Source organism: Sphingobacterium yanglingense (assembly GCF_004363245.1).
Lineage (GTDB): Bacteria > Bacteroidota > Bacteroidia > Sphingobacteriales > Sphingobacteriaceae > Sphingobacterium > Sphingobacterium yanglingense.
The window spans coordinates 270,299-284,642 of the sequence record NZ_SNYV01000015.1; the positions used below are offsets into that span (position 1 = coordinate 270,299).

8 protein-coding genes are annotated in these 14,344 nt (G+C 40.5%); 7 read left to right on the forward strand and 1 reads right to left on the reverse strand.

What is annotated here, in order from left to right; all coding sequences use genetic code 11:
- Nucleotides 1–13 precede the first annotated feature (13 nt).
- A complete protein-coding gene (locus CLV99_RS14930; RefSeq protein ID WP_133585314.1) occupies nucleotides 14–1,327 on the reverse strand; it encodes a TolC family protein in 1,314 nt (437 codons plus the stop codon).
- A 264-nt stretch (nucleotides 1,328–1,591) separates the two neighbouring features.
- Between CLV99_RS14930 and CLV99_RS14935 the strand changes: the two genes are divergently transcribed.
- From CLV99_RS14935 to CLV99_RS14965, 7 genes are all read left to right on the forward strand, one after another.
- On the forward strand, nucleotides 1,592–2,842 hold the full coding sequence (locus CLV99_RS14935) for an efflux RND transporter periplasmic adaptor subunit (RefSeq protein ID WP_133585315.1): 1,251 nt from the start codon (nucleotides 1,592–1,594) through the stop codon (nucleotides 2,840–2,842).
- A 102-nt stretch (nucleotides 2,843–2,944) separates the two neighbouring features.
- The gene (locus CLV99_RS14940) at nucleotides 2,945–5,332 is read left to right on the forward strand and encodes an ABC transporter permease (protein ID WP_133585316.1); all 2,388 of its coding nucleotides are present in this window, start codon (nucleotides 2,945–2,947) and stop codon (nucleotides 5,330–5,332) included.
- 48 nt (nucleotides 5,333–5,380) lie between these two features.
- Nucleotides 5,381–6,058, forward strand: a complete 678-nt coding sequence (locus tag CLV99_RS14945; protein ID WP_133585317.1) for an ABC transporter ATP-binding protein — start codon at nucleotides 5,381–5,383, stop codon at nucleotides 6,056–6,058.
- Between the two features lie 10 nt (nucleotides 6,059–6,068).
- Nucleotides 6,069–8,483 carry an ABC transporter permease gene (locus CLV99_RS14950; RefSeq protein ID WP_162850128.1) on the forward strand — a complete coding sequence of 805 codons (2,415 nt, stop codon included), beginning with the start codon at nucleotides 6,069–6,071 and terminating at the stop codon, nucleotides 8,481–8,483.
- A 60-nt stretch (nucleotides 8,484–8,543) separates the two neighbouring features.
- Nucleotides 8,544–10,925, forward strand: coding sequence for an ABC transporter permease (locus CLV99_RS14955; RefSeq protein WP_133585319.1), 2,382 nt, complete (start codon nucleotides 8,544–8,546; stop codon nucleotides 10,923–10,925).
- A gap of 23 nt (nucleotides 10,926–10,948) precedes the next feature.
- Nucleotides 10,949–11,857: a DUF4097 family beta strand repeat-containing protein gene (locus tag CLV99_RS14960; RefSeq protein WP_133585320.1), complete on the forward strand. Its 909-nt coding sequence runs from the start codon at nucleotides 10,949–10,951 to the stop codon at nucleotides 11,855–11,857.
- 6 nt (nucleotides 11,858–11,863) lie between these two features.
- On the forward strand, nucleotides 11,864–14,269 hold the full coding sequence (locus tag CLV99_RS14965) for an ABC transporter permease (RefSeq protein WP_133585321.1): 2,406 nt from the start codon (nucleotides 11,864–11,866) through the stop codon (nucleotides 14,267–14,269).
- Nucleotides 14,270–14,344: the final 75 nt, after the last annotated feature.

The window sequence follows — 14,344 nt, forward strand, 5'->3', positions numbered from 1 at the left end:
AAGACTAAATTAGTTATAAATTTATTGTTCCTGTATAATAGTCATTGATATATTTCTGCAACATAAGTTCGTACCTTTTGATCAATAGCTGAGCTTGGGCATTATCTAACTTTGTTTTTGCTGTAAGGAAGACCACAGAATTACTATTTCCTGCATCAAAATGAACCTGCGCTATTCGAAACGATTCTTTATAACTTTTCTCTTGTTCTCGAAGGTTAGCAACATTTACCTGCAACGCTTCTAAATCAAAAATCGTCTTAGCAGTCTCCTCCCGCAATTTATTTTTTGCTATCTCCCTATCCCAAATCACTTCCTGAAGATTCAGCTTTGCCAATTTAACCTGATTCCTTGTCCGGAACTGATTAAAAACCGGGATACTAAGACCTAATGAAACGCCCTTTGATAGGTAGTTGTTCAGCTGTCTGCCATAGCTGCTCGGGTTGGTACTCGAATACCGTGACCAAAGCCCCGCTCCTAATGATAAGGATGGGAAATAAGCTGCCCGTTCCACCTTCACCCCTTCTTCTGCCTCCTTGATACGCCAATCATAGGCTTTAAACTCCGGCAAAACCTCCAATGCATTTTTAAAAAGCTCCGCTCCCGTTTGTGTTCTTACCTCAAGCGACAAAGCCAAAGGCTCGATATCACCTAAACTATCTATAGATAGATTTAGAAGAGAAGCCAACTGCAATCTATTTTTATTTAATAATTGCGCGCTTGCTTCTAGATTATTCTTATCTACATGTAGCTGCCCCTGCAGATCATAGTAATCTCCTGGACTTACCGCCCCCTCTTTATGCAAAATCGCCGTACGCTGCACATTCTCTTCCGTCACGGCCAATTGTCTTTTGGTCTGTTCCAGCATATCTTTCGCCGTCAAAACTAGGATATAGGCCGTCAGCACATCCAATTTCAGTTCATTCTTTGCATGATCAAATTCAAATAGCCCTGCTTCTTTGGCATTAGCCTGCTTACGAATATGATGTAACGTCTGGAATCCATTAAATATAGGCACGTTCAAATTAAGCGCCTGATTACCCGAAAAATAACTCTCTTCGACAAACTGATTCGTCGTTGGGTTTACACTCCGTCCCTCATTATAAGCATGCCCCCAGTCTGCCTTTAGAGAAGGTAGCCTATTGTTTTTCGCCTGTTTAAGTGCTATATTATTTCTTGCTAGATTCAATTCGGATCGCTGCAATGTAGGATTATTATCCAGAGCCAGTGCAATGCAATCCACAAGGGACAAACGCTTTGTCTGCCCTTGCGCCTGCATCAAACAACTAGTAAATAATAACAAAATAAAAATTCTAAAAATCGTCTTCATTATTAAATGATCAATTATTAGATCGACTTATCCACAGCACGTGCCAAAAACATAAACAACTATAAAACAACACCATACAAAAGAGATAGCATACAGGGTGTCCATTGCTGAACAAACAGTGTCCGAATACGGACACCCTAAAACCGCAAAGAACAATAAACAACTGTAAAACAGCGAATTAAAAAAATGGCACAAGATTGTAGGTGATTCTGAGTGAAAGGCTATTTGCACACCTTTTTTGAATTTCTAATTTTTAGTTTTTGAATGGACAGACCGATACAACAAAAGAAATGGAATACAAAACGTATTCTCACCCTGATAGGAATAATAGCTATTGTCGCATTGATTGGCGGAAGCTATTATTTCAGTAGTGGCAATAGCCGTCTCAATGTCGATACGGACCGCATCAGTATCGTAGAGGTCAAAGAAGGTGTTTTCCAGGAATTCATACCTATCAATGGGACAGTACTCCCTATAAGCAGCATATATCTTGATGCTTCCGTAGGTGGTCGCGTCGAAGAGAAATATGTAGAAGATGGAGCTATCCTTAAAAAAGGTGACCCTATCATGAAACTGTCCAATACTGATCAAGAACTAGGCCTCGTGCAACAGGAGACACAGGTTCTCAACCTCCTTACGCAAGCCCAGATTGCCCGAACCAGTGCCGAACAGGTATCTATCAATAACCGCAATCAAATGGCAGATGTCGAACAGGCATTACGGGAATCGGCACGTGTATTTAATCTCAACAAGAAACTGTTTGCAGAAAAAGCAATTGGATCCCAAGAATTTGAAAAGTCAAAGAATGACTATAATTATCAGAAAGAACGGGTTGTGTTGACCAAGCAGATATTACGTCAGGACTCTATTTCTAGTAGACAAAAGATCAAACAAGACCAAGAAACCTTCCAACGTACACAAAGCGCCTTAGAGCTTATGCGCCGCAAAGTGGGAGATTTGATCCTTAGAGCTCCTGTAGACGGACAGCTCACCTCATTTGATGCAGAGATCGGTCAGAATAAAAACGCGGGCGAACGCCTTGGACAAATCGACGTGCTCACTGGCTTTAAAGTTCGTGCCGAAATCGACGAGCATTACATCAACCGTATTTTTACTGATCAGGTAGGAGAATTCAGCTTGAATGGAAAACCTTATCAATTAAAAATCAAAAAGGTATATACACAAGTCACCAACGGTAGGTTCCAAGTAGACATGGAATTCGTAGGGCAGGCTCCCACAACAGTACGAAGAGGACAGACCTTACAAATACGACTTTCATTAAGCGACGAAACCAAAGCATTATTACTTGCCAAAGGTGGCTTCTATCAACAAACCGGAGGCAACTGGGTTTTCAAATTAGACAAAACAGGGACGACCGCTTATCGTATAGACGTACAATTGGGCAGACAAAACCCCGAGTTTTACGAAGTAATCAGTGGACTGAAGCCTGGTGACAAAGTGATTGTCTCCAGCTATGAGACCTATGATAAGATACAGGAGCTAAATATTAAATAGTATGGAGATGTGAGATATAAGATGTGAGACACATTTACTATAACCTTCATCACAACATAACCTGATAACTAGATAACTAGATAACTTTATAACTTGACAACCATGATCAAGAACTTTATAACATCAGCTTTCAGGAATCTTTGGAAAACCAAGGGATACAGTTTCCTGAATATTTTTGGCCTAGCGCTTGGGATTGCAGTCACCGCCCTGATATTCCTTTGGGTGGAAGATGAGATTTCTTGGAATGATAATTTCAGCAACAAAAAGGATATCTACATCACCAAATCAAAACAGACTTATGATGGTAGCATCAATGTGTTTGAAGCCACCCCAGCTCTCTTTGCAAAGGAATTCCAAAGAGAGTTTCCAGAGGTGCTACATGCTGGAAGGATGAACTTTGGTAACAATGTCTTGTTCAAAGTTGGTGACAACTTGATTTATCAATCAGGTTATTATGCAGATCCTGAAATACTATCTATTTTTGCTCCAGAATTCATTCAAGGCAATCCCCAGTCTGCGTTGAGTGATCCTACCAAAATTGTTTTAAGCGAATCTGCTGCAAAAAAGCTATTCAACACGACCGATGCAGTTGGAAAAACAGTCAAGTTCGACAATAAAGAAGTTTACACCGTATCTGCTGTAACTAAAGATTTTCCTAAAAACTCAAACTTCCGTTATAATTGGTTAATTAATATTGAAAAAATGATTTCATCGAGCTCCAATTTTGGATATGATAATTGGGGGAGTAATAATGTCATAAGCTTGGTTCAATTAAAACCTGATGCGGACATTAGCGCTGTGAATAGCAAGTTGAAACATTATATCGAAGACAAGCTAAATGCGAAGGAGTACTCCTCCGAAAATTTCCTTTATCCAATGGAAAGATGGAGAATGTATAACCAGTTCAAACAAGGGATTGAGCAGGATGGAAAGATCAAGAACATTCGCTTGTTTACCTCCATAGCCTGGTTAGTACTGTTGATTGCCTGTATCAACTTTATGAATCTTTCTACTGCAAGATCCGAGAAAAGAGCCAAAGAAGTGAGCATGCGTAAAATTGTAGGTGCTAAAAAGAAAACATTAATTTATCAGTTCTTAGGTGAGTCTATTGTGTATGCCTTTATTGCGGGTCTGCTAGCTATAGGATTGGTAAAATTGGGATTACCTACTTTTAATACGACTGTGGGCAAAGAACTTTCCATCAATCTCAGCAATTGGCAGCATATAGGCTTTATCTCTATTATTATTTTAGTGGTTGGAATTATTTCCGGAAGTTACCCAGCATTCTTTCTATCTTCATTCGATCCATTAACTGTCCTAAAAGGAGGAAAACGGAAAATCGGCACCAATGGTATTATCCGGAAAGGACTTGTTGTCACTCAATTTACCGCAGCTATTATTCTGATGATTTGTACATCGATTGTCTATCTTCAGATTCAATACGCCAAAGACAGAGACCTGGGCTTTGACAGGAGTCAGGTTATTATGACCGATATTCAAGGTGAAATGTCCAAACATATGGATGTCATCAAACAACAACTTCAGGCTACCGAAAATATAGAGGCAATCGGTTCAAGTCAAAATAACGTATTGAGTGTAGGATCAAATTCTGGAGGCTTTGAATGGGACGGTAAAGATCCTAAATCATCTATTTTGATTGGCTATTCCTTCGTGGATTCGGACTTCATAGATGCAATGAGCATGAAACTTTTGGATGGCAGAAACTTCAGAAAAAGCTTTTTGGGGGATAGTAGCTCAGTATTGATCAATGAAAGCATGGCAAAGTTGATTCAACCTAACGGTTTAGTTGCAGGAAAGTCCATTAAAATGAATGGGGAGCCCTATACTATTGTAGGCGTTATCAAAAACTATGTCTATAATGATATTTACGGAAATGCTGAACCTTTGGTGTTAGCACCATTAGCTGTTGGTGAAGCTTTTGGGGTCTCTGGTGGTATTCTCAATATCAAAACAAAACCAGGGATAGACGTTCAAAACGTGGTAAAACAAATTGAAGATGTTGTCAAGAAATATAATCCTGACTTTCCATTCAATTATTCCTTCCTAGATGAATACTTTAATAATTATTTCTGGTCTGAAATTATGCTTCAGAAGTTAGCGAGTTTATTCGCGATTCTTGCTATAATCATCTCCTGTCTAGGCTTATTGGGCTTGGCAGCATTTTCGGCCGAACAAAGAGCTAGAGAAGTCAGCATCCGTAAGGTATTGGGAGCTTCCATTGGGAATTTAGTCAAAATGTTGAACACAGAATTTCTGATATTAGTGGGAATATCCTGTTTAATCGCCTTTCCTATTGCCTGGTGGTTTATGCAAGATTGGTTGACCGGCTATAATTATCACATGGATATGCCCTGGATCATCTTTCTATTCGTTGCAGGATTGGCTTTATTAATCGCTTTGTTCACCATCAGTACCCAAGCATTAAGAGCCGCAACTAGTAACCCTACAAAAGTCCTCAGAAACGAGTAACATTGACCAATTATAAACGAAATTAATCATTTGAAATAAAGACACACCATGATAAAAATAACGAACCTACAAAAGTATTATCGCACCGAAGAAGTCGAAACAGTTGCATTGAACAATGTAAATATCCACGTCAAAGAAGGCGAATTTGTCGCTGTCATGGGGCCTTCAGGTTGTGGTAAGTCTACATTATTGAATATAGTAGGGCTTCTCGACGATTTAGATGAAGGCAGTTATCTGTTCAATGGCACCGAGGTTGCCAAATTCAAGGAAAGCAACCGCTCCAATCTTCGAAAACACAACATTGGTTTTGTATTCCAAAGCTTTAACCTCATTGACGAGCTTACTGTTTTCGAAAACGTAGAGCTTCCCCTCGTATATACAAACGTACCTGCTGCCGAGCGCAAACGGCGTGTAGAAGAAGTATTGGAGAAAGTACAGATTATGCACCGGCGCAATCACTTTCCACAACAACTATCCGGAGGACAGCAGCAGCGGGTTGCTGTAGCCCGAGCAGTAGTGAACAATCCGAAGTTAATCCTTGCCGATGAGCCAACTGGTAATCTGGATTCGAGCAACGGTAACGAAGTCATGCAGCTCCTTACCGAACTGAACGAAGCAGGTACTACTATTGTAATGGTAACACACTCCGAACATGATGCCAAATTTGCAGATCGGGTGATACGTATGCTAGATGGCCAGGTTATCATGGCGACTCAGACTATTTAAAGGCAATGCTATGAATCACATTAAACTAACCTTGAGAAAACTTTGGGCAAATCGATTTTTCACCACACTGAATATCCTAGGCCTTGCTATTGGTATTAGTGCATGCTGGATTATATTTCGCATTGTCAATTATGAATTGAGCTTTGACAAATCCATTCCTAACAACAAGCATATCTATCAGATTGTACATAAGTCAGTTTTCGATGGTAAAGAAAATGGATTTGGCGGACTTCCTCTTCCCTTATACCCATACATATTGGAAAAGTTTACAAACATTGATCAGCTTGTGCCTGTGTATAATAGATCTTACGAGGAGGTTAGTATTCCTTCATCAACAAACACTCCGATTTCCTTTGATGAACCTCAAGAGATTAAAAGCACTACTTCGGCTTATTTTGATATGCTGCCATACGAATGGATTGTAGGAAATCCTAAACAAGCATTATCTGCCCCCAAGCAAGTGGTACTTACATTATCCCGGGTTAAACAATACTTTGGCAACACCCCACCGGAATCTGTATTAGGTCGAACCTTAAATTACGATTCCACCTTGTTTACTGTGACAGGCATTGTAAAGGACCTAGATGACCCGAGCAGTTTCACTGCGAAAGAGTTTATGCCGATTCCAAAAGAGGAATTACAAAATAATCAATGGTCGAATTCTAATTCTGACCATAAGCTGTATATAAAAATTGCTGAACCACAAACAGCCCCCCTACTTAAGGACATTAATGCAAAAGTAGCGGAAATGAACAAAGAAATATTCGAAAAATACCATTTTAAAGTTTGGTTTGATCTATTGCCTCTTGCTCAAAAACACTTTACACCCGAGTACGCATCCGGTGAATACACCGCTAATCGAAAGATGCTACTAGGATTAATCGGTATCGGCATATTTTTACTTATACTCGCCTGTATAAACTATGTCAATCTTTCCACAGCACAACTCCCCTATCGCGCTAAAGAAATAGGGATTCGGAAAACCCTTGGTGAGAAAGGCCAACATTTGACTTTAAAATTTGCGTTAGAAACTTTTACCATATCGATACTAGCGCTATTGTTATCAATTCCCTTCGTTTCTTACTTTACCTGGCAGTTTAATGACTTCCTTCCCAATAACTTTCAGGATTTTAATGCTCCAATTGCTACTTTAATATTTTTAACAACCTTAATTATCTTAATTACCCTATTATCGAGTATATATCCTACATTTCTAATAAATAAAGTAAAGGTCATTGACGTATTAAAAATAAAAAGCTTAGGTAGCATCATTCAAAGCGGTGTATCACTACGAAAAGTACTCATTGTATTCCAATTCGTCATTGCACAGTTCTTTGTCATAGGGACTTTCATCATTACTGCACAAATAACATTTATGATGAAGACTGATCTAGGCTTTGAGAAAAATGCAATTATATCGATCCCTATTCCACAGAAAGCCAAATACGAGGCACATACCAACCCATTCCTTTATAAGCAAGCCATACTACAACACGCAAAAATACAAGACGTAGCACTTGGACATCAGCCGCTAGACAATAACCATTGGGGAAGTAATCTTGCAGTTCCATCCGACACAGGTGAAATACAACTCAATCTAGCCTTCAAGTACACTGACGCAGACTACTTGTCTTTTTATAGAATAAAACTGTTAGCGGGAAGAAGTACTGTTCCAGGCGATACTACGGGGAGTATATTTATAAACGAATCAACTCGAAAAGCATTAGGTTTTGCTAGTAATGAGATCGCTGCAGGTCAAAACATCAACGACCACAGTGGTACGCCTATACGAATACAGGGGGTATTTCAGGATTTTCACTCAAAAAACTTGCATACTCCTGTAGCACCATTAGCCTTAGTGGTAACAAATAACAAGCACAGTCTACGCTATTTCAATGTAAGACTGCCCGACCAGCCTTCTAAATGGCCTAAAGCCATCGCTACCTTGGAAAAAGAATGGATAAAAATCTACCCAAAAGCCCCCTTTATATACAGCTTTTATGACGAGGAGCTCAAAACATTCTACGAATCAGACATAAAACAAAGTCGTATAATCAATCTAGCAACTGCTATCACAATTATCCTTAGTTGTCTTGGATTGATAGGCTTAGTAACGGTGACTGCATTTCAACGAACAAAAGAAATAGGGATACGAAAAGTGCTTGGCAGTTCGGTTTTTGGTATCATCACGTTATTATCCAGGGAGTACATAAGACTGATTATTATTGCCGTATTAATCACCTTACCCATAGCTTATTGGAGTATGAACAAATGGCTGCAAGAGTTTGCTTATCGCATAGAGATACAACCTTGGATGCTACTACTGGCAGGATTTAGCACGCTTCTTATTGCGCTATTATCTGTCAGCTACCAAGCATTAAAAGCCGCTAGAGCCAATCCAATTGAGAGTTTGAAGGATGAATAAGGAATATAAAGACCATACGAATGTCTACGTACTCAATACTCACATCTTAATACTAAAGACATGTTAAGAAACTATATCAAAATCGCATGGAGAAACCTTTGGAAAAACAAAAGGTATTCCTTTATCAATATTTTAGGGTTAGCCTTGGGCATGGGTATATCGTTGATTATCGCCCTTTGGATTAATTCTGAGATAAAATATGACCGATTCTATTCCAAAACAGACCGTCTATACCAAGTGTATACGAGAGATGTATTCGAAGGCAACTCACACACCTGGGGCGGAACCCCACACGTCCTTGGTCCTATTTTACAACAGGAACATCCGGAAATAGAAGAAGTCGTACGTATATGGAATATTGACCATCGTCTCCATCATGATGCCGAGCCAAGCCTCAGTGCTTCGGGAATAGCTGCAGATCCCGCCTTTTTAAAACTATTTGATTTCAAAGCTATCTCCGGTAATACCACGACGAGCTTATCCCGTCCCGATGCAATAGTACTAACGGCATCCATGGCTAAAAAGCTATTTGGTAAAACAGATGTAATTGGTCGCAGAGTGGAGATGGACACGACCGTTTCCCTGACTGTCGAAGCTGTGATTGAGGACATACCACGTAACTCCAAGTTCTATGGAAACGATTTTATCTGCTCCCTGAATTATCTCGCAGAAAGAGGAAAAACCTTTTCCGATTCTTGGACTGCCTACAACCATGAAACCTATGCACTTCTAACAGATGGAGCATCACTCGCCTCGATCAATAACAACATAGAAAACCTCGTTTCCAAACATACCAATGGCACCGCAAAAGCGACCATATACCTACACCCTGCCCATCGCTGGCACTTGTATAACAAGTCAGTTAATGGACAGATGGTAGCCGGCAATATCACCAGCCTACAACTGTTTGGGCTAATCGGTATATTCATTCTTTTGATTGCTTGCATCAATTTTATTAACCTAAGTACCGCAGGTGCAGAAAGACGGGCCAAAGAAATCGGTGTACGTAAGGTTGTCGGTGCACCGAAAAAATCACTTATTCAACAGTTTTTATTAGAATCCTTCATCTTAACCTTTTTGGCCGCGATCTTAGCATTATTGATTATTTTCTTGGCACTTCCGTTTTTCAATAACCTAATACGTGGAGATCTTTCCATTGGTGACTATCCGATATTTTTCTGGTCTATATTTCTTATCATTATCTCCTTCTGTACCCTATGTGCTGGATTATATCCCGCCTTTGTGTTAGCGGCCTTTGATCCCATAAAAACCCTAAAAGGCAATTACTTGATGTTAAACTCGGGTCTACAACCCAGAAAAATCCTTGTCACGCTACAGTTTACCATATCAATCGGTCTGGGAATATGTACTTTTATTATCGGGCAGCAGATCCGTTTTGGAGAAGACCGAAATGCGGGATACGATCGAAATAACCTCGTTTACTTACCGCTAGAAGGCAACCTAAGCAAACACTACGAGGCATTGAGAAATGAGCTATACCAACAGGGAGTCGCCATTAACATTAGCAAGACATGGGGCCGTATCAGTCGTAATGGTAGTAACAGTTGGGGATATTCCTGGCCAAATGCTAAACCAGAGGACTACGATGTCGTATTCAACAATATGGCCACAGACTGTGATTTCACCCAAACAATGGGGATTAAACTGCTACAGGGACGAGATATTGACATCTACAAACACGCTTCAGACTCCAATGCCATTTTGCTGAATGAAACAGCTGTTGCCAGAATGCAATTAACGAATCCCTTAGGCACACAAGTAACTGTAGGGCAAGGTACAGAATATCAGCAAGACTATACCGTTGTGGGCGTCATCGAAGACTTTGTATGGCAATCGCCCTATCAGAACATTGAGCCTATGATAGTCAAAGGCCCAACTTGGTCAGATTACATCCACATTAGATTAAACAGTGCAAAAAGCGTACTGACAAACGTAGAAGCGATTCAATCCTTAATAAAAAAATACAATCCCGACTATCCTATCGACATTCGCTTTACGGATGATGATTATGCTTTAAAATTTGCTACTCAAAAACGTACCGCAGCGCTAACAGGGCTTTTCTCAGGCCTGGCCATCTTTATAGCCTGTTTGGGGCTATTAGGGCTAGTATCTTTCGCAACCATCCAGAAACAGAAAGAAATCGGCATACGCAAGGTCCTTGGTGCAACAGTGTCAAGTATAATCGCCATGCTATCACGCGATTTTGTAAAATTAGTCCTTATTGCCCTACTCATAGCATCCCCTATCACTTGGTGGGTTATGGATCAGTGGCTATCCGACTATGTATACCGTATCCATATACAATGGTGGGTATTTGCTTTAGCAGGAATATTTGCCATAGCAATAGCCTTATTAACGGTCAGCACATTAGCCTTTAGAGCGGCAATGCTCAATCCAGTTAAGAGCCTTAGAGATGAGTAAAAACAATAAACCCTTATTAAGATATGTACAAACTAATTAAAACAATCATCTTACTTTTCATAGCAAATTTTGCTATCGGACAACAGATGTTAAGAAAAGAAACCTTCGATTTGAACAAGGTAAAAGAATTGACCGTCAATACCACTGGTGGACAAATAAAAGTTGACGGAACAAAATCTGGTTCAGCCTCTGTAGAGATCTGGGTGTCCCGTAATGGTATGCGTCTCGGTTCATCAGACAATCTAGAAGCCCTGCTTAAAGAAAATTTCGACATCAATATCGACCTACAAGGAGGAAAACTTGTTGCAACGGCTAAACGCAAAAATGGGCAACGTGGCAACTCCCCGATTTCTGTGGCTTTTCATGTTATCGTCCCTCAAAATATCAATACCAGTCTGCAAACCGCTGGAGGAAGCATCAACCTAAATACACTCAGTGGAGTGCAAAACTTTCAGACTTCTGGAGGTAGTTTAAATTTAAAAACAATCTCTGGGCAGATTAATGGTCAGACTTCAGGAGGTAGTATCAACGCGACAGACTGTGACGGAACAATTCAACTGACAACCTCAGGTGGCTCTATCAATCTAGACCGGGTTACTGGTAAAATTGCGATCTCTACTAGCGGAGGCTCTATCAATGGTAAAAAACTATCAGGTTCTATCCAAGGACAAACCAGCGGGGGTAGTATTACCATGGATATGCAAAGTGTATCCAATAATATTGCTCTCTCTACTGCCGGTGGAAGTATAAGAATCAATGTTCCACAAGGAAAGTATGATATAGACCTAAAAGGTTCCCGTGTTGAGCTTCCTTCTTCTGGAAATTTTAACGGTACATCCAAAAAGACATTTGCACAAGGAACCATTAATGGTGGTGGCACTAAAATAAGTGCCAGTACCTCCGGTGGCTCTGTATCTCTCGATTTTAAATAGTCACCCATGTTAAAAAACCATCTGATAACAGCTTGGCGGAATATTACTAAAAGGAAGTCGCTAACACTGATAAATACGTTAGGGCTGTACGCTGCTTTTGTCTTTGTGCTACTTATAGGAGCTTACATATGGCAGGTCTTTCAAGTCAATTCAAATCTAAGGCACAAGGAAAGACAGTATACTCTACAAAGTAACTACAAGGAACCGGGCATGGGGATGGAACTCACCACCATCGGAGCTCTTCCAAAATCCCTTAAAGAAGAATACCCGGATTTAGTGGCCAACTATTACCGTATAGATGGATTGACCTGTATCGTATCACAAGGAGACGTCATACATGAAGAAGCAGCCTCCCTAGGAGACCCCACGTTATTAGATATGTATGGTTTCGAATTATATGAAGGGGATACCAAGACTGCCTTACTGTCCCCTTCTTCTATAGTCATCACCGAAGCTACCGCTATACGTTATTTTGGGAACAAAGATGCTATTGGCAAAATCCTCCAAATAAAAAACTTCAATGGAGATAGTCGCCCATTTACAGTGACTGGCGTAATGAAACCTACCGTACAAAACTCGGTTATGGAACTAATGCCGGCTATGCGGGCGACGATTTTCTTACCACTGAGTAGTCAATCTTATTTTGGCCGGGATATGGATAATTGGGACAACCTTTGGATTGCAGGCTTTATTGAACTCCAGGAGGGCGTCACCCCTTCACAGCTACAGCAGCCCATCAAAGATTTACTGAGCCGCCACGCCGATCCAAAGGTAGCTGCGAATCTAATCCCAAATATTAAACCACTAGACAGCTATTATCTAGAAGATAATAATGGTGCCGTAAAGCAGATGGTCATCATTCTAACAGCGACCGCATGCTTTTTGATGCTAATGGCAATAATCAATTTCATCAACTTTACCATCGGACAGAGTTTATCTCGGTTAAAAGAAATGGGCATTCGCAAAGTGATGGGAAGTAGTAGTCGATTACTAGCCTTACAGCTATTGATCGAATATGTAATCATCGTCACCGTAGCAGGCATACTCGCAATTTCCAGTTATCCGCTATTCAAACCGCTATTCGACTCTTTACTGGACAGTTCGCTTCCCCGATTGATGGCATTACCTATACCCTTTTTCTTTTACTTTGCGATCGTAGTTTTACTCATTGGTCTATTGTCCGGAAGCTATCCAGCATACAAACTGGCCAAAAATGATCCTATGTATGCTGTTAAAAATCAGCTGACAAATACAGATTCTAAAAAATCCTTGAGACATGTTCTTTTATTTGTACAGTTTGCCGTCGCCATCTTTGTCTTTATCTGTTCACTTATTGTCAGCAAACAAGCCCAAACCTTTATCTCAGAAAAATTAGGCTACAATAAAGAACGTCTTCTTACGGTACAGGTTCCAAGAGACTGGTCGGATGCTGGTCTTAACCGCATAGAAGCAGTTCGCGAACAGTTGAGCAAACTTCCTCAAATCGAGGCGGTGAGTCTATCCTACGGTGTACCAGGAGCGTTTGGTAATGGTGTACAGCAGATCAGAAAAAAGGGAGCTTCATCTACAACAGATGCACTCTTCATCACTGCAGACGAGCATTTTGCAGACACCTACCAGATTCCGATCGCAGCAGGAAAGTTTACAGACTTGGGCGGCACCTACAACGATAACAACATAAAAATAGTCATCAACAGAAAGGCCGCTATCAACCTAGGATACACAACCCCGGAAGAAGCAATAGGCCAATCTATAACATCCTCCAATGATAGGCTCACCACAACGATTGCAGCCGTCACGGATGACTTTTATGCCAATACAATGCACAGCCAATCACCTGCCGTTGTCTGGTTTCCCGTGAAAGCCAGTCCACAATACCGCTACCTTTCAATTCGACTTAAGAACGGCGAAATGGCAGACAAAATAAAAAATCTGGAAAAAGAATGGAAGCACCTCCTACCCGATGCTCCATTTGAATTCGAATTTTTGGACACAGCAATAGCCCGAATGTATAAAACCGAACTTCAGTTGAAAAGAGCATCCCAAACCGCAACCGTGATTTCTATTCTCATTGTAGTATTGGGCATTATAGGTCTGACCTCTCTCTCAGTCAATAGCCGCCTGAAAGAAATCGGTATTCGCAAAGTATTAGGAGCATCCCAAAGAGGACTAGTTTTATTATTTGGCAGAGATTTCTACCGGACATTCCTAGCCTCTCTACTCGTCAGTATCCCACTCGTATATGTAGTAATGAATCACTGGCTCCAAAGATTTGTAGTGCAAACCTCCATAGACCTTGTTTCCATTTTCCTTCCTACAGTTTTTCTCGCTGTTATGGTTACTATCCTGATTACTGCTATTATCTTTTGGTCGACCCACAATAATATCAGCAATAGTCTAAGGGATGAATGAGGTTAAAATAAGCCGTAGGTTGCTAGAATAAAAACTGATTTCAGTCATCAAGAAAAGATTGGTTTATAATTGGTT